Genomic DNA, 22,180 nt, shown 5'->3' on the forward strand with positions numbered 1-22,180 from the left:
GGCTAGTAGTGATTGGACGGAGGGACGGCCAACGAACGAATTTCGTTGCTGGTCAGAAGTTGTAACGCTTGTGCTGGTTGCGCCCAACGGGTCCTGCCGGGAAGTCCGGTTTTACACGTTGTTCATTCATTCGTGGTGTGAGTCCCGCCGATTAAAACGGCTGTCGGGAAAACTCGGCATGTGCTTTTTGATTCACATGACACGGCAAGGAAGACGCATCATAATGGCAAATCCAATCTGGGACTGGTGGTTCGGTGACGTTCCACAGGGCTTCATGGCTGTCAACCGCTCGCCATCCCGACACACTGTCCGCCGTCGGTTTCTCGTTTTTCTAGCGGCCATCGGTGCGACGCACGGCGTCAACGCGACGTGGGTATGGGCCGACGACGGATCCCTCAAAGTCAAATCGCAACAGGTCACCGTCGGTTGGTCTGCGACCACCCCGTTTGCGATGATGATTGCAACGCAGGGGCCAGGGACCGATTCCGATCCGTCCGCTTCGCCTGACAAAGCAGCGTCTGACAAAGCAGCGTCTGACTCGGGTGCCGATCTCAGTCTCGAGACTGAGCTCAATTCGGACGTGGAAGAGTTTCTCTCTGAAGATGAGAAACGCAAAGAACGTTTGCGCCAGTTGCTCGATGATGACAGCGGCGATGACGGCTTGTTATCTCGTTCGGCAGCCTCGGCGGAGTTGAAAAAGATTCCCGAGGAAGATGATGCGACGTCACCCAAGGCGAACGAAGTCGACCCGGCCGTCAAAGACAACGAGAGTGTGTTGGCCAAGCCGTTTATCAAACGACGATATCCTGAAGTCGAACAGGGACGCTTCGTGCTGCCGCCGCTGTTGGCCGTTTCGACGGATCAAAAACCGATCGGCAATGGTCGCATTCCTGAAACGGTCAGTGCGGGTGACGAACTCAATATGATTGCCATGCCCGAAGACGGTTATGAGCGGGCTCTGTTGGCTGGTGAGGCATCTTGGCCGGAGTTAATCCGCCCCTGGGCGGCACCCAATACATTTTCGCATCCGTTGTACTTCGAGGATCGGATGCTCGAACGCCATGGTCATGAGCGTTGGGGGTACTTCCAGCCTCTCGCCTCGGGCACGCGGTTCTTTGCCACCATGCCCATGCTGCCCTACCTCGCGACGGTGCAGCCACCGTGTGAGGAGATCTACAGCAAAGGTTACTACCGTGTCGGATCACCTACGCCGAAGTTTTTTCAACGTCCACCACTGGAACGTCGAGCGATTATCGTCGAGGCCGCTGTTGTGTCGGGCACGTTTATCGCGTTGCCGTAGTCGACCGTTCGGTCGGAATCAAGTTGGAACAGAGAATACCGGGCCGAACAGCCTGTCGTAATTTGTCACCCGCTCGCTCGAGATACTGCCCGACATGGATGTCGAGTGTCTCGAGTTGCAGTGGCCTCACCGAAGTCAATGTTTTTGAAAGATTGAGCTAGCCATGGATCGGCATCCCAACGACGACCGCCTCAGCGATACGAGCACGGGCCGGACTGCGAAATTATCAAGCGACCGAACGGGCGTTAGGCAATCGACCCACGCTCGCACACGTCGCCGGCGCTTGGCAGCGATTGTCTGTGGGTGTGTGGCATCGATCGCCACGGTGGGGTGCAACCTCGCACAGAAAATCCCCGATGGCCCGCACGATACCGTGATGTCGTACCACGACAACTCGGCATTGAAAATTGAATATCCGGAGGTCCAGGAGTGTGCGACGCCACAGACTGAGGCCGCAGAGGTCACGACCATGCCGCATTCGCTGCAGGATCCCTCGCACCTGCCGGCTGTTGAGATCACGTTGCAAGACGCAATTCGAACGGCACTGGCCAACAGCCCCGTGCTGCGCTCGATCGGTGGCACGATCATCACCAGCCCGGCAGCGATGACGACGGTTTATGATCCCAGCCTTGCTCACGCCAGTCCTCAGCTTGGTATTGAAGCGGCACTGTCTGCCTTCGACGCCCAGTACTCCCAGTCGCTGTTCTGGAATAAGGTTGACGCGCCGCGTAACCTCAATCCCGCGGCGATCGGTGGCGTCGGCAACCTCTTCCCGACGTATACCAACCAGACGCTCGGAACCTACAACAACGAGATCAAGAAGAAGACGGCGACCGGGGCCACTTTTGCGTTACGTAACAATGTGACCTACACCCGTACCGACGACCCCAGTCGCCGCAGCCAATTGTTCCCCAGTGCCTTCTCCGGATTCATGGAAGCCGAGTATCGGCAACCGTTGATGAAAGGGGCCGGGGCTACCTACAATCGCATCGTTGGCAACAGTCCCATCGCCGGTACCTACAACGGTGTGTTGATCGCACGGGTGAACGAAGATGTCGCGCTTGCCGATTTTGAGGCGGCGGTGATTACGATGGTTGCCGAGGTCGAGCAGGAATACTGGGAGTTGGCGGCCGCCTACCGCGTTCTCGAAGCGAGTGTGAAGGGGCGCGAGTCAGCACTTCAAACCTACCAATACCAACAAGTCCGTTTGGAAGTCGGTGCTGGGCGTAGCGACGAAGAGGCTCAAGCCCGTTCGCAGTACTACGAATTCGAAGCTCAGGTCCAATCAGCATTGGCCGGCGAAGTGGGGCTGTATCAGGTCGAACAACGATTGCGTTACCTGATTGGTATGCCCGCCACCGATGGTACCTTGCTCAAACCAACCACGCCGCCACTCGACGCCAAAGTCGTTTTTGATTGGCAGAGTGCGCTGGGCCAAGCACTCGTACGGCGCGTCGAAGTTCGCCGCCAAAAATACAACGTCAAACGACGGGAGCTCGAACTCGTCGCCGCTCGACTGAACCGACGTCCGCAAGCTGACTTTGTCGGTACGTATCGCTGGGTCGGGTTGGGCAATCACTTGATCGGGAACAGTTCGGGGGCGCCCTATGATCAGAACCTGGTCAGCTCCATCACCAGTGGGCAGTACCAACAATGGGGTGCCGGGGTCGAGTTTTCGGCGCCCATCGGTCTGCGTGCGGCGAGCAACGCGGTCGCTCACGCCAACCTTAACCTCCAGCGGGAACGGTCCCTGCTCAATGAAACCGAATTGCGGATCAGTCACGACCTGTCGTCTTCAGCTCGATCCATTGATCTGACCTACCAACTGGTCGAAACCAACTACAACCGCTACCTCGCTGACCTTCGCCAGGTCGACGTGCTGCGAAGAAGGTACATCGACGGCACCGACAATATTAACTTTCTGTTGCAGGCCCAACGCCGCGTCGTGCTCTCGGAAACCGACTTCTATCGCTCGATCTCGAACTACAACCTCGCCATCCGCGACTTCCATATGCAAAAAGGATCTCTTCTCGCCTACGCCGAAATCGGTTTGGCAGAAGGTGCCTGGTGCCCTGGTGCGGATGAAGACGCTTACGAACTCGGACGGTACCTGGAACCTAGCTGTCATCCGGAGGATATCTGCGTGCCCCGGCCGATCAGCTCGGGACCATTCAATCCATCGGCAACTCAACCGGGCGTAAGTGCCAGTGAGTTCTCCAACGGTTCCATGATCGATGTGGGCATCAGCTCGCCAGGGGATGCGGAATCCGCATCGCCGGTGTCACCGGCAGGGAAGTAACGCTTGCTCTTGCAGGACTGCAAGAGCGAGGCATGACGGTAAGTACCTGTGCCGAAGTTTTCGTATGGAGTTAGCCGATGGACGCTAGCCCCGGGGTTCTATCAAAGAACTTATGCGTATGTGCTTACTCTTCGTTGCGATAATACGTTCGTTGCGATTTAGGCAGGGGATCAAAGGCGAGTTGGTCAACGAGGATCCCTTGCGATTTGGCCATGCGGAGCGTCGCCACGGCATCTCCGTAGACACCGCCGACCTCGGTGATGCCGCGCAGCAAGCCGGCGACGGTCGCGTCGACTTCGGCGAACCGATCGGGTTTGCCGGGGCGGAAGCGGCTGATCCGCAATCGTGCGTTGTCCGCGTCGCCGGTCCTTCGCTCGGCAACTTCCAATGGCCGAATGACAATGCCACCGGATCCGACCATCGACGCCGAGCTCGACAGGGGAGATAGCTTGCCCAATAGCACGATCTCGGGTTTCCGGTTGAGCGACACGACGACAGCAGGCGACGCGGTGGACTTGATCTCGTACATGCGAAACTGTCCATGGAGATTTTCACCACCCAGGAGGGCGCGGCCGTCTTTGCGGTCGCGTAGCACGGTCATCACGCCGTAGCGAGTCTCGAGGCTGGCTTCGTCCAGTAGTCCTTTCAACGCGGCGACGGCGGATGTTTGGTCGATTCCCCGCAACGCGTCTAACGCGGGAGCGCGGAATGCTGGCTCGCTACGGATCGCGTCGATCAGTGGCTGGATCGCTTCCACTCGATCGAGGTAGGCCAGCGCCTCGGCGGCATAGAAGCGTAGCTCGGGATTTTCGAGTGAGGTTGCGTCGATCAGTGTGGGTACGGCGCTCTCGCCAATCGCTTCGAGTTGCAGGGCCGCGTCGGCTGCGGTTGCCGGGGAGCGCAGTTCACTCGCCAACTCAACCAGACGACCCTGTGTGCTGCTCGATTCCGCCGCGACGGTGATCGACCGCACCACAGCCATCATCCGTTCCTCGTGGTTGCGGTAGCGGGGGTGCACATCGAGTTCGATGTAGTCATCTTCGGTCGGTTTCGCGATCCCGCGGCGGGTGGAACCGTCAAAGAAGTAAAAGCGGCGATTGATGGCGCTGGCGAGAGCCTTGGAGACCTCAACGTGTTGGTACTGTGGGCGGACGACCAATCCGAGTTTCCGATCGTTTTGCACCACGCCACCGGAGAGGACACGACCGGTGACTTGCAGCGTCTGGTCAGCGGTTCCATCGTAGTCGCCGCGGGTCAGCATCGGGCCAGTCGCCACGGCGAGAACGTCGCTGCTGCGGACGGCATTTTGCAGCATTTGCTGGTGGCGCATGCGTGTGTCGAGCAGCCACCCGCCGTGGAGGTCGGTCGCCTCGGTTTTCGGGGGCGTCAGGATTTGTAAATCGATGGAATCCCCGCGGCGTGCCCCCGGGCGAATGGAACCACGAACTTGAACGAGCGCGTTATCGTCGCGTTCCAAGTATTCGTTCGGATCCGAAATCGCATTGATTTTCATCTCCTCGAGCAACCGATCCCGGAAACCCGAAGGCATCGCGGGGCCTCCCGTGCCGGGCAATTGGTTTACGACGGCGACGCCATCGACGCTAATGGCCTGCATACCGTTCGGAATCGCGGCCTCGCGAATCAGATTGGGCAGTTCAGGAACGTGGAGCAATTTTTGTAAATGCTCCGCGTCATCATTCGAATTTCGCCCGAGCCAGCTTGCGCAGCCGACCGGCACGACGACCCAAACAGCCAGCAAAACTGTATAGAAAAGGCGGTATTGCGAGCGATTCATGGCTGGATTGTGGTGGCGGGGAGGAACAGAACGGCATTTAACAGGCACGCACCCATGATTTGGTAAAAACGCAGAGCTAGCGAATTTCCGTCTGCGAACACAAGATCAAGCTGGCGAAATCCCTCTTGGAAACCGTGCCCCCGGCATCACAAACCAGTCCAGTGGGTTAAACTGCGTTGACTCTTTGGCTAACTTTTGTCCTCGATCGAGACTGTCTGAATGAACCAACCCCCTGTCAGTGAATCCGACGTGGGCTTGCTACATGCCGCCCGCGAGCGGGTTTTGGCCCAGCTCGGCAAGATCATTGTTGGTCAAGAACATGTGATTGACGAGATTTTGATCTGTCTGTTCAGCCGCGGACATGTGTTGCTCGAGGGGGTCCCGGGATTGGCGAAAACGCTGATGATCAGCACCCTGGCCAAAACGCTCGATCTTTCGTTCAGCCGGATTCAGTTCACTCCCGACCTGATGCCCGCCGACGTGACGGGTACCGAAATCATCGAAGAGGACCGCGCATCGGGCCACCGTGAATTGCGTTTCATGCCGGGACCTCTGTTCGCCAATATTGTCTTGGCGGATGAAATTAACCGGACGCCGCCCAAAACCCAGGCATCGCTGCTTGAAGCGATGCAAGAGCGGCAGGTCACTGCGGGGCGCGAGCGGCATGTGCTCGATGATCCGTTTTTTGTGCTGGCGACCCAGAACCCGATCGAGCAGGAAGGCACCTATCCGTTGCCGGAGGCGCAGCAAGACCGGTTCATGTTCAAAATTTTCGTCGACTACCCCAGTTTCGACGAGGAATTCGAAGTCGCTCGCCGCACGACGGGCATCGCGACCGCGGTCGCCGAGCCGGTGCTGACGTCCGAGGAAATTCTGCGGTTGCAACACCTCGTTCGCCAGGTGCCGGTCAGCGATCATGTGATCCGTTATGCACTGTCACTCGTTCGTCAGACACGCGTTGGCGGAGCGGGCGTGCCCGATTTCGTCGACGACCTCGTCGGCTGGGGGGCGGGGCCGCGCGCGGTCCAGTTCTTGATTTTGGGTGGTAAGGCCCGAGCGCTGCTGCAGGGGCGCCATCACGTGCAGGTCGAAGACATTTCCTCGCTCGCCGGTCCAGTCCTGCGCCACCGGATGGTGGTAAACTTCACAGCCGAGAGCGAAGGCATCACGAGCGATGACGTGATTGAGCGAATCATCGGAGCGACTCCTACGACCGAAGACGAATTGTCACGTGATGCCCGATTCCAAAAAATATTTGCGACCTGAAGTCACTGCCCGTATTCGCCGATTGGAACTGACGGCCCGCCGGGTCGTCGAAGGGTTTCTCTCGGGGATGCATCGCAGTCCGTACTTCGGCCAGTCGATCGAGTTTCTGCAGCACCGACCCTATGTGGCCGGTGATGAGATGCGGCACATCGATTGGAAAGTGTATGCGCGTCAGGATCGCTTGACGATCAAGCAGTACGAGGAGGAAACGAATCTCCGTTTGCACCTACTGGTCGACTGCAGCGGCAGCATGGGGTACGGCGAAGGCGAGCGGAATAAATTTCAGTACGCCGCTTCGGTTGCCGCCTCGCTCGCCTATCTCGCCCTGCGGCAAAAAGATGCTGTGGGACTATTCACATTCGACACCCAAATCCGCGACAGCATTCCGGCGCGCAGTAATCAGCATCAGCTGCATCGGATGTTGCGGTCGCTGGCGTCCTCGACCACCGATGGTGAGACGGAGTTGCCCAAGGTCACCCGCCAAGTCGCCGCGGCGATCCCACGGGGTGGTTTGGTGTGCGTGATCTCAGACCTGCTCGGTGTCGAGTCGCTCACCGAAGGCCTGCGATTGCTGCGTGCCCAAGGCCATGACGTGGCCCTGTTTCAAGTCTTGCATGATGACGAAGTGGACTTTGAGTTCACCGGTGCGACCCGTTTCGAAGGTCTGGAAGACCCCATGTTTTTGAATTGCAATCCTGCCGCACTGCGCCAGGGGTATCTCGAAGCCCTCGATCAATTTCTGGAGCAGGTGCGTCGAACATGCGGCCGATTGAAGATCGACGCGATGCAGGTCCGCACCTCCGACCCGCTCGACGCCGTCCTCGCCAAATTCCTATCAGCAAGACAAAGGAAATAGAAGAAAGAAGGTTTATCCTGGAGAAATTTAAGCAATTCGCCATGTGTGAACGCCGCGCCACCCGCGGTCATGAGCATTCGCCCATGACACGACCCCGAATGGAGACTCTGCGCGGGTGCCGACGAACTGCGACCTCTTCAGGGTCGATTGACCTGTGCTCCCCATTTCCGGTGGTTGTTCGCTTCGCTCGACCACCGGCCAATTGCTGTAACGCCTTCAGCATCAATCGATTTGTGTATAAGTAACGGACTCCCTCGCCCTCTAACTCCTCGTTCATCCTTGTTTCTGTATCCCGCTCTTGCCGCAGGTTTCCTTTTTGTCGGTGTTCCGCTACTGGTTCACTTGATCAATCTGCTGCGCCATCGTCGAACGCAGTGGGCGGCGATGGATTTTTTGATGGCCAGTTATCGCAAGCAGCGTCGCTGGATCGTGTTGCGTCAACTCTTGCTCCTGCTGACTCGATTGGCGGTCGCGGCGTTATTGATCGCGGTGTTGGCGGGATTGATTGGCGGCAAACGTTTTATCGGGGCGATCGGAGGACAGACGACGCACCATGTGATCGTGCTCGACGACAGCTACTCGATGCGGCAGCGTGTCGGTGGTGGTGCGGGACAGGGCGAACTGACGGGTGAGTCTGGGCCTGATACGACGGCCTATGACCGTGCATTGGGAGCGATCAGTACTTTGGTTCGGCGGCTCAGTGCGGACGAGGGTGTGCATCAACTGACAGTGATGCGGGCGAGTCGCGCCGCAGTGCTCAGCAATTCGAAAACCGGGACCGCCGATGCGGCCGCTGACATCGCTGCGCAAACGGTCACTCACGACGCTCGTCAGATCGAACGATTGATGAGCACCCGGGCATCGACCTTGAGAACCGACCTGGTGCCCGCGATCGACTTGGCGGGCGATCTGCTCGATGCCAATCCTTCGGACGAGCGGCGTCTGTATGTGATCAGCGATTTCTCGCGGCGTGATTGGCAGTCGCCACGCCGTTTGGCCGCCTCGTTGCAGAAGGCGGAGAAGGGCGGTGCGGAAATCCGCATGATCGACTGCGTTGAGAACGCGGAGGCCGTCTCGCCGCGGAACCTTGCGATCACCGATCTGGCTCCCGAACCCGATGTGTGGGTCGCGGGCGTGCCGGTGATGGTGAACGTGACGGTGAAGAACTACTCGGATACCGAAGTCAAGAACGTGGCTCTGTCCGCCGCGGTGATCACCTATGGCGACGACGTGAACGTTGCCGATCCGACCTCCTCGCTCAGCGGTGAAATACAGAGTTTGCCGGCGATCATGATCGAGTCCATTCCCGCTGGCCAGCAACTGACCAAGTCATTCCAGATCTACATCGATCGCCAGGGAACCCATGTGGTCCGCGTCGGTTTGCCCGACGACGCTTTGGCGATCGACAACACCCGCGTCTGCACGATCCCATTGGCGGACGCCCAACGTGTGTTAATCATTGACGGGAACGCTGATGGGCTCGGTGCGTACCATGTTTCCTCCGTATTGGACCCCGGCAGCCAGGTTCGCATTGGCGCGATTCCGGAAGTTCGCCCGGCCGCCATGCTCCGTGACGCTTCCTTGGAAACGTTGCAGCGATATCGAGCGATCTATTTGATTGACCTCCCCGAAATCAGCGATCGACTCGCTCAAACTCTCCAGCAATACGTGCGCGATGGTGGTGGTTTGGCGTGGTTCCTCGGTTCGGATGTCTCCCGTGAGAACTACAACCGTGTGCTGACAGGAAACGATCGCCGTCTGTTGCCCTTTCAGCTTGATCGCGTGCAATCCAGCGGGGAGGCGTCCCCGGCAGCGAGTGATGGAGTGGTTCCCGGTGAATCCAATCGCGGTGGGGTGGTGTTCGGCAAAGACGGCGACCTTCTGGGCCCGATTTCTCGAGCCGGCAACGCTGTCTTTGGCCTCGTCAACATGCAGCGTGCATGGGTTCCGGTGGCGGGTGTTCCGGTGGAAGATGGGGCGTTGGATGTACCTGACTCTGCACCGGAGGGCATTCGGGCATCCGATCCCTTGGCATTGGACGGGGGTGTCGGCGAGCCCAGTGCGTCCGAGGCGACGGATTCCCTCGATACTCGCGTTTTGCTGGCCCGTTCGGATGGTCAACCCATCGCGGTACGGCATGGTCTCGGCCGCGGTCGAATCGTGACCGTCATGTCAGGGTTGGATGGGGCGTGGAATAACTGGCCGGGCGATCCGAGCTTCGTCGTGTTCTTGTTGCAAACCAATGCGATGTTGTTCAGCGGTGCGGCGCCTCCGACGTCGCGACTGGTCGACGAGCCCGCCGTCCTGCCGGTGCCCGGTGACACCTATCTTCCGACGGCATTGTTGTTATTGCCGGCCGATGAACCGCCGCGTTTGTCAATCGAGTTGGAAGCCGACGATCAGTCACCATTGATCGAAGTGTCGCCGGCGGAGATGTTGATCGCCGATGAGGCGGGGCTGGACGATTTCCTGATGCCGGGGGTCGACGAGTGGCAGCGGACGGCCGTCGACGGGCGGACCAGCGTGTTGCCGATGGCTTCGGTGTTGCGGCTGGGCGAAAGTGATTTGGCGGCGATGCCGCAGGCTGAGATCCTTCGCGACCTACCCGGATTGGGGATTGAGTTTATCTCCACCTCGCAATGGGAAAATGATTCCAACGTGGGTGGCATGTCCACGTTTCTGCTGCTGCTGTTGGCGCTCCTGGCGATCTTGCTGGCTGTCGAACAAGCCCTGGCTGCTTGGGCTTCCTATCATGTCAAACCATCCGCCGGTGAGGCGAGCGGCCACAGTTTCCTCCGCCGGGCATCGGCGCTGAACGATCCAAATTCTGCGAGTGAATCGCGGCCCCATACGCGCTCCCGGCATCGCAGGGTCAAACCGTCCACTGCGCCTCAGGACACAGACACCGTGGGGGTGACACGATGATTGTTTATGAATTTGCTCGCGCCGCGGCGATCGATGGATGGTGGGTGTGGGCGTCGCTGGTCGTGGCAATCGTCGCGGCCCTGGCGATCTGTATGTTTTACTATCGTCGCGACGTCGCCGAGTTGGTACGCCCGGTGCGTTGGACCCTCGTGGGATTGCGTTTAGTCGCGGTGCTGGCGCTCGTCTTTCTGTTTTTTGATTTGGTCCGCCGTACCGAACGGAGCGTCACGCGGCCGAGCGAGGTCGTGATCTTGGTGGATACCAGCCAATCGATGTCGCTGCCGGCGGATGATCGACCGGATTCGACGTCGCGTACCCAGGCAGCCGTTGATCTGGTCGCGAAGTCCGACCTGGTCGACACCTTAAACAAGGATCATCGCACGAGCGTCTATGCGGTGGGAGGAGCGGGAGGGCCACGATTGATTTCGACATCTTCGACCGTCGAAGCGGACGCCGAATCGGAAGCCAACGTGAGTTCGCAAGCGAGTCAGCGGAGTTCGCCGTCTGGTACTGCCGGCGGCATTTCGACGAGTCCGTTTGCGTTGTTCGGATCCTTTTGTTTGGCGATCTTTGCGATCGCAAGTGTGCTGGCGTTGGCCACGGGGGCCACCGCTTCGCTGCGGCCGGCTCGGTCGAATCCGGACGGCGACAACCAATCCGCCAAGGGCTCCAACCGCAGCGAAACGGTGGGGTGGATGTTGTGGGTGGCCGCGATCACGATGGTGATCGGCATCATTTCGCTGGGTAGCGTTTACACTGTCCGTACGGATCAGTCGTTTCAATCCGTTGTCGGACTTTCGGCACCGAGTTCCTCCGAGGCATCCGAGGGATCCGAGGGTGCCGAGGGTGCCGACGGTGAGGAGCGGGAATCCGATCGCGGCGCGGATCCGCTTATCCCGTCGGACGATGACACGCAGGGGGAGGACCAGGACTCTCTGCGGGCTCCCGAAGCGATTTCGATTGATTGGGAATCGCAACTCGCCGCGAGCGATCCGTTGAGCCCGATTGGTGATGCACTGCGTTCCATTTTGGTTGACCACGACGCGACGACTTTGGCGGGGGTGGTACTGATCACTGACGGGCAGAACAATGGTCCCACCCCGCTCGCGTCGGCCCGCACGATGGCCCGCCGCGACGAGGTAGCGTTGTACCCCGTTGGCTTGGGCAGCAGTCAGCCGCCGACAAACGTGCGCGTCGTCGACTTGGAAGTACCCCGGCGCGTCTATCCGGGCGACAAGTTCGTTGTCGCGGCGGTGTTGCAGGCGACGGGCAAATCCGCACTCGACGTCGATGTCGAACTGATCGACGCCTTGGACAATAACGACGATCAGGATGCCGCGGACGCCGGTGGAGGAGATCAGGCGGCGACGAGTCTGCCGGGTGGGCAGGTGCTCGAAAGCCGGCATGTCCGCCTGGAACCGGACGCCACCCTGACGGACATTCGCTTTGAGATCGAGCCGCAAACGGTCGGTCGCCGGCGGCTTGCCGTACGCATCGTTGCGCCTCCGGATGACCACAACCGCATCGACGACATGCAAACGGCACGTTACGAAGTCGTTGCTCGGAAATTGAAGGTGCTCGCGATTGCCGGGGGGCCGACCCGTGAATATCGCTTTGTTCGCAACCTGTTTTTTCGCGACGAATCGGTTCAACTCGATGTCTGGCTGCAAACGGGACGGCCGGGCATGAGCCAAGACGCTGACGAATTGTTGACCGCGTTTCCTGAGACCGCCGAGGAACTGTTCGAGTACGACGCGGTGGTGATGTTCGATCCCGATTGGTCAGCGATCGGGTCGGCATCGCTCGACCTGCTCGATCGTTTCCTGAGCCAGCAAGCGGGCGGCATGGTGTTGGTGGCCGGTCCGGTCTACCACCCCAAGATCACGGCCGATCGAAGTGACGCCAGAACGAATCAAATCCGTGGTTTCTTTCCCGTTAATCTCGCCACACGGGGGCCCTTGTTAGGAGGAGGACGTCAAGGCGGCCGCAATGCCTGGCCACTGCAGTTCACTCCCGAAGCGGCTACTGCGGAATTTTTGTGGATTGCCGACACGCCTCAGCAGAGTTTTGAAATTTGGCAGCAGGTCGGTAGCGTTTATGACTTTGTGGGCGTCAAAAGTGCCAAGCCCGGGGCGAAGGTCTATGCGTATTTCTCGGATCCCACGACTGAGATTAGTGGGAATCTACCGATCTATTTTGCGAGCCAATTCTATGGTGCGGGGCGGGTCTACTTTCAAGGCAGTGGCGAGATGTGGCGGTTGCGGGCGGCTGGCGACCAGTATTTCGACAGCTACTACACCAAACTGATTCGCTGGGTGAGTGAAGGGCGATTGCTTCGTGACAGTAAGCGGGGCATGTTGTTGGCTGACGCCACCCGCGCGATGGTTGGCCAGACCGTGACGCTGCGAGCCGTGCTCGTGGACGACCAATATCAACCTCTCAACGAACCCTTTGTGACGGCCAAGTTGCTATCCCCGGACGGTCGATTCCGCGATCTACGTTTGACACCCGCTGCCGATTCGCCTCGCGGCGGTACGTACACGGGCAATTTCGTCGCAACGAAGAGTGGTGGTTATGAGATTCAGTTGACCGTGGGTGACGCTCTCGACGAAGAGGTTTTGCGGCAGAGTGTGCAGGTGCGATTGCCGACCAGCGAGCTGGAGCGTCCGAGGCGTGCCGACGACGAATTGATTCAGTTGGCCGCCGCGACGCAGGGCATTTATTTCCCCGTCAATGGTAGTGAGAGCCCCGCGACTCTGGCGGCTAAACTCGCCTCCGAAATGGTCGCCCAGCCGCAGGTTACCGTGCTCGCCGGGACACCCGATCTGCTCTTTGGAGAACGCCGCAACGCAGTCTTGATGTGGTTGATTGCGTCGGTGCTCACGTTTGAATGGGTGACGCGTCGACTGCACCGTTTGGCATAAGTAGTTTTTAGTTTTTCAATCCTCATGACTGAACCGACAATGCATCCGCAACTGCAAACACTGTTATCGCGACTGCGACATCGAGTGCGTCGGTACATCGTGTGGGATTCACTCTTGGCGGTCGTCGCGGCGATACTCGCAGCGTTTTGGATCGCGTTCTTGATTGATTATTTACCGGTGCGAATCGGTGGCAGTGAGATGCCGCGATCGGCCAGAGCGGTGGTCTTGATCACGACGCTGGCGGTGGCCGCTGTCCTGTTGTGGCGTTTCTTGATCTCACCGCTGCGGCGAAAACTGCCGGATGATTCGCTCGCGTTGTTGATTGAACGCCAGCACCCAGAGCTTGGTGGTCGATTCGTGACGGCGGTGCAGTTGGGTGAGACGCCACGCGAAGGCGATGCACATAGTGCGACGTTCATGAAGGCGGTCTTCCTGGAAGCTGAGCGGCAAGTCCCGCATGTGGACCTGAGCCGAGTCTTCCGTACCGAGCCGATTCGACAGAAGCTGATGTTCGTCGTGCCGCTGCTGCTCGCCATGGTGGTCATGGCGGTCGCCAGCCCGAGCACGTTTGCCCGCGCGGTCAGTCGGTTGACGCTGTGGTCCGATTCACCTTGGCCGCGCCGCGCCGCACTGGAAATGGTTGGTGTCGAAGTGCCCATCATCGCCGCGACCGAGAACGATGACGGCGCGACGAAGTTGGTGGAGTTCGATAATCGAGTCGTGCGTCTGGCGCGAGGGAGTCATGCGACGCTGCGAATTCGGGCGGCCGGCGAGGAGCATGGGCACGAAGTTCCCGCATTGTGTACCGTTTCCTACGTCGATGAGGAGGGCAAACGAGGGCAGAGCAATCTGCGCCGTGTCGGTCGCGTCGTCGATGGATACCAGTCATTCGTTTTGGATGGGCCGCCCTTGGCCTCGCTCGCCGGGTCGGTCTCGCTAACGATCCGCGGGCTCGACGACCGACTCAGTGATTTCCGTATCGAAGCGGTCGATCCGCCAGCGATCGCCGACATGCGGATGCAAGTTCGATATCCCGATTACCTGCGAGTGTTCTCGGTCGATGATCAGTACGACCAGCAGCTCGACTACCAAGCGGGCGTGCGGATTCGGGAGGGCAGTTCGTTGACCCTGGTGGGGCGAACCAGTTCACCTATTGGCGAGGTGGACGTGGTCGTCTCGGGGGATGATTTTGAGGCTAGGCGGCAAACATCGGGGAGGTCGGGGGAAGCCGCGTCGACGCCAGAGGAAACGCCTGTGGGCGAAACGCCAGAGGGCGAAGCACCAGAGGGCGAAATGCAGGCTGCCGATGAGGTGCCGGTGACGATCGCTGATGATGCGATGAGTTTTACTTTGCAGCTCGACGATCTTCGCAGTGCCACCTCCATTCGCATCGTGCCCCGTGACGCCGAGGGCATCTCCGCCCAGGCAGCCTATCGTTATTTCATCGGTGTTGTGCGTGACGAACCGCCTGTGACGACCATGAAGCTATCGGGGATCGGAAGTTCGATCACCCCGATTGCGATCCTACCCATCACCGCCAATGCCACAGACGACTATGGTGTCGACGAGATGACGGTGACGATGAGGGTCCGAAGTCAACTTGAGTTGGAGACCGATAGCGAGTTGCCGTCGGTGCCCTCGGTACCGGGTGAGCAAGAGCATTTGCTCACACCCGAACTCGATCGGGCGGGCCAGGCTGAGTTCGCGATTGATCTGCGTGAACTCGTCGATCAAGAAGTACTTCAGACCATCGTGCCGGGCGCGACGGTGACGATCGGCACGACCGCTCAAGACCGTTTCGACCTGGGTGCCGAGCATGTGACGCAGGGGGAAATCGTCCGGCTGCAAGTCGTCACGCCAGAAACGTTGCTGGCGACGTTGGAGCGTCGGGAACTCGAATTTCGTTCGCGTCTCGAGCAAGCCATCGACGAGACTCGCCGGCTGCGGCAGAGCCTGACTGCGATCGAAGGCGAAGCGACCAAGGTGATCGAAAAGCTGACCGCCGACGCCCCTCCCACGACACCCGCAGAAGAGGCGACTGTCCCTGCGGCGAACAGCGAGGACTCTGACGCGGCGAAACAACCCAACGACGTCGAACGGGAAGATTTTCGCTCCCGCCAGCGGGTCCAGTTGCGAATCCGCCAGGCTGGTTTGCAGGCGTCGAAGTCGACCGAGGAACTGGCTGGAATCGTCGCCGGTCTGGACGATTTAGTACTCGAAATGATCAATAATCGGATTGACTCAGTCGACCGTCGCGAGCGTCTCGAACAAGGCGTTCGGATGCCTCTCAGCGCCGTGGTGGAGGAACCTTTCCCTCGTTTAGGGCGTCAAATTGTCGAATTGGAACGGGTTTTGATGTCGACAGCCGATCCTGTGGGAGGCGAAAATGCGGACGTGGCCACGGTCGCCCAAATGGAGCAATCGGTGCGTGACGCAGTCGCGACGAACGACGAAATCTTGTTGCAACTATCCGCGGTCCTGGAAAAAATGCTGGACTTGGAGAGTTTCAATGAGATATTAGACTTGATGCGAGGATTAATCGAGGACCAAGAAAGTTTGTTGGACGAAACTGAGGACGAACAGAAGAATCGCGTCTTGGATCTGTTCAAATAGCATGTACGTAGGCTTCCAGCGGGTGCCTGCAGTTACCGCGGCAGCCCCTGCGTCGGTTAAGATTTCACCGTCACATTCCTGATCATAGCATCCCTATGCACGTCATTGAATCGACACGACGAATCCCCGCTTCCTTCGGCAGCCGCCTGGGGGTCAGGGTCGCGATCTTTCTGTGCATTTCGTCGATCTGTGTGATGGCTCCGCCTACACGGGCTCAAGACGCGAGCGCCGTGAACGAGACGGGCGATCCGTTGGTGGCCAAGCAATCGAGCGTCGCCGCACGGTACGCTCGCCTCGAGGAGCTGTTGCTGCGATTGGCAGACGTCGAGGGTCGCGAGAATCCCGAGCGAGCAGCGTTGTTGAAGCGAGTCGCTCGCCAGTCACGTGAGCGATTTGTGCTCGAAAAGATGCGTGGAGCCAGTACTCTGATCGCGAGTGGCCAGCTCTCCAAAGCCCTCGAAGATCAAAAATCGGCGACCGGCGAGCTGGAAAGTCTGCTCAAATTGCTGCTCAGCGAAGACCGCAGCTCTCGCATCCGCGATGAGAAAAAACGCATTGCCGAAATGATCAAGCAGTTACGGCTGAGCGAGCGAAACGAGCGCAGCGTGCGGGCTCGCACCGAGAACGGGGTGGCGATCGATGAGGTGTTGAAGGAACAAGAGGAGATCTCCAAGCGTGCCGAAGCGCTCAGTGAGGAGTTTCGTGAGGACGACCCTCCCGAGTCGGACGACCCTCCCGAGTCGGACGACCCTCCCGAGTCGGATGCACCTCCCGAGTCGGACGATCCCCCGGAATCGGACGATCCCGAAGAGTCCAGCGACTCCCAAGAGGCCAGTGAACCCAAATCACCGAAAGAGCCAGGTGATTCCAAGCAGGCCAGTGACCCTACTCAATCGGCAGAGTCCAACGAGCCGTCCGAGTCGAAGGAGTCGTCCGAGTCGAAGGAGGCTTCTGAGCAGAAGAACCCTTCCGAGCCGCCCGAAGGCGGCCAATCGCCTGACAAAAACGATTCGAGTGACCAGGACGATGCGGAGCAAAGCCAAACGCCGCAGCAGCCCAAGTCGCCTGAGCAGGAGGCTCAAGACCAGTTGCAAAAGGCCATTGCTCGGATGCAGAAGGCACAGGAGAAACTCGCACAAAACGATCGTGGCGAAGCGACCCAGGAGCAGCGTCAAGCCGAAGAGGAACTGCGTAAAGCGATCGACAAACTCGAGAAAATCCTGCGACAACTGCGTGAGGAAGAGATCCAACGCGAACTCGCCAAGCTCGAAGCACGTCTTAGGAAGATGGCGGCGATGCAGTCCGCCGTGCTCGACGAGACCGAACAGCTGGCCAAGACACCGCAGTCACAACGGGACCGAACCACGGATTTAAAATCAGGCGACCTCGCCTTTGAAGAACAGAAAATCACGCTCGAGGCCGACCGTGCGATGCTGCTGCTCCGCGAGGAGGGGTCGAGTGTCGCGTTTCCCGAAGTGATCCAGCAGCTGCGAGATGACACCAAACGAGTCACGACCCGGCTGGGGCAGAGTAAGATTGATGGGGTCACCCAAGGTATCCAAGGCGATATTTTAGCCGCTTTGGAAGAAATGATCGCTGCCCTTTCGAAGGCGCAGCGAGATCATGAGAAGAAGCAGCAACAGGAGCAGCAGCAAGGACAACCAGGCAGTCAGGGGTCCGAGGAAGAACCGCTCGTCCAGGTCCTGGCCGAGCTGAAGTTGCTGCGGACGATGCAGACCCGGATCCACGGCACAACGGACCGATACGGGGATCTGCTACAACAGAACGAGGCGGGCGAGGACCGTTCCGACGGCGAAGACGTGTTGCCGTTGTTACGAGAACTCGCGCAGAGACAGGATCGGTTGTACCAAATCACCCGTGATCTGGTCACCAAACGGAACCAATGACCTCGTTTGCCGGAAAGAGAATTCAATGCGAACTATGATGAAAACCGATCGGCCAATTCATAATCAACCCATTCTCGCGTCGTGGTTGAAACAGCTTGGGTTCGCCGCCTTGGCGGGCAGCGTTTTTCTCGCGGGAGGTAGCGACCCGAATCATCTCATGGCGGCGACGTCTTCTCCACTCGGACCCGTTGGGAGGCAAGTGGTGGCAGAGAAACCGAGTGCAGAACCACCGGAGGCCGATGAGCTGCCGGCGAACCCAGATTTGCCACCGGAGTCGTTGATCCCTGAACACGAAGCCACCCCGTTGGATGACCAGCGTTTGAGTCCATCGACGAATTCAGTCGATGATGGAGCGTTGCAGAAGAATGCCGATTGGCAACCGCTCGACGCGACGGCCATGTCGGAGCTGCTTCGCCGCTCCCTCGATACGATCGGCGCCCCTCCTGAGCAGGTTGGCCGTTCTGCTCAACAGTTCCTCACCGATGTGCGGCAAGACAATCGTGAGCCGCTGACGGCGTGGGTTCAAGCCGTTGCCCTGCAGATCAATGCAGTCAGCGAAATGGTGACGCGCGCGCAGGATCGGTTGCTCGAACTGCCGCCCCGTCTCGACCCGAGCGGCCCGGATTACGCGAGCATGGAATCGCTGCCCCCTGAAATGCGTGCGGCGTTGCGGACATGGATCGGTCGGGAACTGGTCCGCGCCCGGTACTATGACGAAGCCTTGCCTATCTTTGCGGAAGTCGATCCCGCAAACTCACCGGATGCCGCGTCGCTGCTGTTTTATCGCGCCGTGTGTTATCACTCGCTGTTGAAAACCAAAGAAGCTCTGGCTGATTTGCGGACGCTGTTGCAGCACAAAGACGAGATTCCGGTTCGGTACTCACGAATCGCCGAGATGATGATCGCTGATATTCAACCGCTCAAAGAGGATTCGCTCGATGAGATTTCGCGGCTGATGACTGACGTGACGCGGCGATTGGATTTGGGGCGTGCCGACGAGGCGACCCAACAACGCGAGCAAGTGATTATCGACAAACTCACCAAGCTGATCGATAAGGTTGAAGAACAGCAGCAGCAACAACAGCAACAGCAGCAGCAACAACAAAGCGGCCAGCAGGGCGGCAGCCCGAGCGGCGGCCAATCGCAACCGATGCAAGACAGCCAAATCGCCGGTGCCAGCGGCCAGGGCGATGTCGACCGCAAGGACAACAGCGATAAGAATGGCTGGGGTAATCTGCCGCCTGCGGAACGCCAAGAGTCACTCCAACAGATCAGCCGCGATCTCCCCACGCACTACCGCGAAGCGATCGAAGCTTACTTCCGCAAACTGGCTACCCAGCAAAAGTAGTCGCGCCCTGGTAGGGCGGGCAGCGAGCCTGTTATCTGAGTGCCTGAGTCTCTCGGAGACTCGGGTGAGCGTTGCCGATGCGTGCCCCGGAGAGACTCGGCAATGATCGACAGTGCCCTCAGTTTCCTTGGTTTTCGGAGATCTGTTCCCATGCATCGTTGCCTATTCACCCTCCTCTGTGTTTGCGTCATCGCACCCATTGCAGCCTTGGCAGACGAGCCGCTGACGCTCGAAGGGATGCCGCCAGTCGTGGTCAAAACCAGCCCGGTGGCAGGCGACCCGGCGGTGAGCCCCGACGTTAAGGAAATTAAAGTCGTCTTTAGCAAAGACATGAAGGACGCCTCATGGTCGTGGTCGACGGTGACCAAGGATTCATTCCCGACCCTCGCTGGCAAACCCAAATACATCGACAAACGGACCTGCGTGCTACCGGTCAAGTTGCAACCCGAAACGACTTATGGTCTGTGGCTCAACAGTAGCAAATTCGGTGGATTTCAAGACGCCAACGGCAAGTCGGCTGTTCCCTACCTGCTCGTTTTTCGGACGTCGCGATAAGGGGAAGGGCTCATGCAATGGGACATGATGGGCCTTTCACACCGCCGCATTTTCTTGCCGCCCGGTCCGTCGTCGGTTATGCTCATGCCATGATCACTCAACTAAATCGACTTGCGTTGGCACTGTCACTTGCCATGATGACCAGTTCCCTACCGGCGGCCGACGACTTGGTGCTGAACCTACGTAGCGGTGGCGCGGTGGGTTCCGAACCCAAAGTGGAACAAGTGGCTTGGGAACCCACTCGCACTGCGTTGATCATCTGCGATATGTGGGATGACCATTGGTGCAAGTCTGCGTCACGGCGCGTTAATGAAATGGCCCCGGCACTCAACGCGACCATCAATACGGCCCGGCAGCAGGGCGTCTTCATCATTCACGCACCGAGCAGCGTGGTCGATTTTTACGATGGTACCCCGCAGCGAGAATTGGCTCGCGCAGCATCATTCGCCGAGCCGCCCATCGAGCTATCGACTGCGGTTCGGTGGGGGACCGCGTGGTGTTGGACGGATGCGAAGCTCGAAGGGGTGTTGCCCATCGATGACTCGGACATGGGCTGCAGTTGTGCGGGGGAAAAATGCGAAATCCGCGAGGCTTGGAGTCGGCAGAACAAGTTGATTGAGATTGCCGATGGTGATGCCATCACGGATAACGGTCAGGAAGCATTTAATCTTCTTGCCGAACGAAATATCGACAACGTCATCTTGTGTGGTGTCCACCTCAATATGTGTGTGCTGGGACGTCCCGTTGGCATCCGGCAGATGGTCAAGCTAGGGAAGCAGGTCGCTTTGATGCGTGATCTGACGGACACCATGTACAATCCCGAGCGTCCGCCCGGCGTCGATCACTTCACCGGCACCGATCTAGTCGTTCGCCACGTGGAAAAGTTCTGGTGCCCGACTTTTGTTAGTCAAGACATTAGCGGCAAACCAGCATTTAAGTTCGCGGGGGATCAGCGACCGAACGAGCAGAGTCGTTAGGGACGAGCAAAAATTTACTGTCTGAAATTGTGGCCGAACGCTCCGCGGTCGACTATTCCGGCCGCAGAGCGTTCGGCCACTTATTTTCCGCTCGATCGCTCGATCCTTCGTCGAGATTTGGATTGACAGCGATCACCACGATTTGCGATGGTTGCCTGAAAAGTTTATCACTCTGCGCAATCGCAAAACTCTGTGGTTTAACCAATGTTCAAGAAAAGACACCCGAAGGCTGGTTCGCGGCCAGGGACTTTGGTCATTTGCCCAGACGCTGCGCCAGTAGAACTTCGTGTGACCTACGTCAACGGCCAAGAGCGTTCGGCCTACTTGTGTCCATCTGTCGACGAACTTCCCAACCATCATAAAGCGGGGGCCATGGTATGGGTCGATGTTCATGGACTCGGTGATGGTTCGGTACTCAAGCAAATCGCCCAACGCTTTCGGATCTCACCGCTGGCGATGGAGAATCTCGTTAATGTCCCGCAGCGCCCCAAATCAGAACTGTTTGACGACCACCAACTCGTGATCTCGCATTGTTTGGTCGTCAGTGATCACAACAAAGCATCGCTTGGTCAGATTGGAATGATCCTGGGAAGGAACTACTTGTTGACGTTCCATCAGGATTGCGATCATGTGTTGGCCCCGATTCACGACCGCATTGAGAATCCCAAAGGCCGGATGAGAAGTCGTGGCCCTGACTATCTTCTCTATGCCATTCTCGACTCGTGCGTCGACGGTTGCTACCCGTTTCTGGAGGGGCTCGGGGAAACAATCGAATCGTTGGAACAAGCAGCACTGGGCAATCCACTCCCAGAACTCCTCTCCCAAATCCACACCGCCAAGAACCTGCTGGCCCGAATCCGACGCAGCATCTGGCCTCAACGTGAAATGGTGCTCGGTCTGTTGACGGGCGATAGTCCGTTTATTGCTGAAGACACGCGAACCTACCTTCACAATACCGCCGATCACTGCAATCAACTTACCGATGTCGTCGACATGTACCGCGAGTCGACGACGGGGCTCGTCAACACTTACATGTCATCGGTGGCCCACCGTAGTAACGAGGTGATGAAAGTATTGACGCTGCTGACCAGCGTGTTTGTTCCGCCTACATTTCTTGCGGGCGTGTATGGCATGAATTTCAGTGAGATGCCGGAGCTCAAGATTCCGCTCGCGTATCCGATCGCGTTGGGTCTAATGATGTTGATGGTCTGCGGGACGATCTTCTACTTTTATCGTCGTGGATGGCTGAGTAGTGCGTCGATTGCTCCGAAACCAATGCCAGCGGCACCACCAATTCAGTCAACCGCTGCGATGAAGGCGGCACAGAGCATTGTCATGGAGGCCGAATTCGACCAACCCTATCAGCGAGCGGCGTAGCGTCGCGGGCTAAGCAGGCTTGGGGAATTGATTCTGCA

13 protein-coding genes are annotated in these 22,180 nt (G+C 58.6%); 12 read left to right on the top strand and 1 reads right to left on the bottom strand.

All coding sequences use genetic code 11. The annotated features are described in order from the left end of the window. Window positions 1-223: 223 nt before the first annotated feature. On the top strand, window positions 224-1,300 hold the full coding sequence (locus tag SH410x_RS09610) for a hypothetical protein (RefSeq protein WP_473676287.1): 1,077 nt from the start codon (window positions 224-226) through the stop codon (window positions 1,298-1,300). Between the two features lie 163 nt (window positions 1,301-1,463). Next, entirely contained in the window at window positions 1,464-3,599 is a 2,136-nt protein-coding gene (locus SH410x_RS09615) for a TolC family protein (RefSeq protein ID WP_473676288.1), read from the top strand. Window positions 3,600-3,723: 124 nt separating this feature from the next. Here the strand turns inward: SH410x_RS09615 and SH410x_RS09620 are convergent, their stop codons facing one another. Further along, complete coding sequence (locus SH410x_RS09620) at window positions 3,724-5,394, bottom strand: HEAT repeat domain-containing protein (protein WP_473676289.1); 1,671 nt, start codon at window positions 5,392-5,394, stop codon at window positions 3,724-3,726. Window positions 5,395-5,613: 219 nt separating this feature from the next. Between SH410x_RS09620 and SH410x_RS09625 the strand changes: the two genes are divergently transcribed. From SH410x_RS09625 to corA, 10 genes are all read left to right on the top strand, one after another. Beyond that, window positions 5,614-6,660 (top strand): AAA family ATPase, encoded by a 1,047-nt coding sequence (locus tag SH410x_RS09625; RefSeq protein WP_473676290.1) that lies wholly within the window; start codon window positions 5,614-5,616, stop codon window positions 6,658-6,660. Continuing rightward, complete coding sequence (locus tag SH410x_RS09630) at window positions 6,650-7,516, top strand: DUF58 domain-containing protein (protein WP_473677283.1); 867 nt, start codon at window positions 6,650-6,652, stop codon at window positions 7,514-7,516. The genes SH410x_RS09625 and SH410x_RS09630 overlap by 11 nt, the downstream gene beginning before the upstream one ends. Window positions 7,517-7,795: 279 nt before the next feature. Then, window positions 7,796-10,441 carry a BatA domain-containing protein gene (locus SH410x_RS09635; protein WP_473676291.1) on the top strand — a complete coding sequence of 882 codons (2,646 nt, stop codon included), beginning with the start codon at window positions 7,796-7,798 and terminating at the stop codon, window positions 10,439-10,441. Then, a complete protein-coding gene (locus SH410x_RS09640) occupies window positions 10,438-13,365 on the top strand; it encodes a VWA domain-containing protein (RefSeq protein ID WP_473676292.1) in 2,928 nt (975 codons plus the stop codon). Before SH410x_RS09635 ends, SH410x_RS09640 begins: the two co-directional genes overlap by 4 nt. 24 nt (window positions 13,366-13,389) lie before the next feature. Continuing rightward, window positions 13,390-15,978, top strand: a complete 2,589-nt coding sequence (locus SH410x_RS09645) for a polyketide synthase (protein ID WP_473676293.1) — start codon at window positions 13,390-13,392, stop codon at window positions 15,976-15,978. Window positions 15,979-16,073: 95 nt separating this feature from the next. Then, window positions 16,074-17,885, top strand: a complete 1,812-nt coding sequence (locus tag SH410x_RS09650; RefSeq protein WP_473676294.1) for an ICP22 family protein — start codon at window positions 16,074-16,076, stop codon at window positions 17,883-17,885. A gap of 25 nt (window positions 17,886-17,910) precedes the next feature. Continuing rightward, window positions 17,911-19,233 (top strand): tetratricopeptide repeat protein, encoded by a 1,323-nt coding sequence (locus SH410x_RS09655; RefSeq protein ID WP_473676295.1) that lies wholly within the window; start codon window positions 17,911-17,913, stop codon window positions 19,231-19,233. 150 nt (window positions 19,234-19,383) lie between these two features. Then, window positions 19,384-19,788 carry an Ig-like domain-containing domain gene (locus tag SH410x_RS09660; RefSeq protein ID WP_473676296.1) on the top strand — a complete coding sequence of 135 codons (405 nt, stop codon included), beginning with the start codon at window positions 19,384-19,386 and terminating at the stop codon, window positions 19,786-19,788. An 89-nt stretch (window positions 19,789-19,877) separates the two neighbouring features. After that, window positions 19,878-20,765, top strand: a complete 888-nt coding sequence (locus SH410x_RS09665; RefSeq protein ID WP_473676297.1) for a cysteine hydrolase family protein — start codon at window positions 19,878-19,880, stop codon at window positions 20,763-20,765. Between the two features lie 204 nt (window positions 20,766-20,969). Continuing rightward, window positions 20,970-22,142, top strand: a complete 1,173-nt coding sequence (gene corA / locus SH410x_RS09670) for a magnesium/cobalt transporter CorA (RefSeq protein WP_473676298.1) — start codon at window positions 20,970-20,972, stop codon at window positions 22,140-22,142. Window positions 22,143-22,180 lie beyond the last annotated feature (38 nt).

The sequence above is a fragment of the Rhodopirellula sp. SH410 genome, from assembly GCF_055811895.1.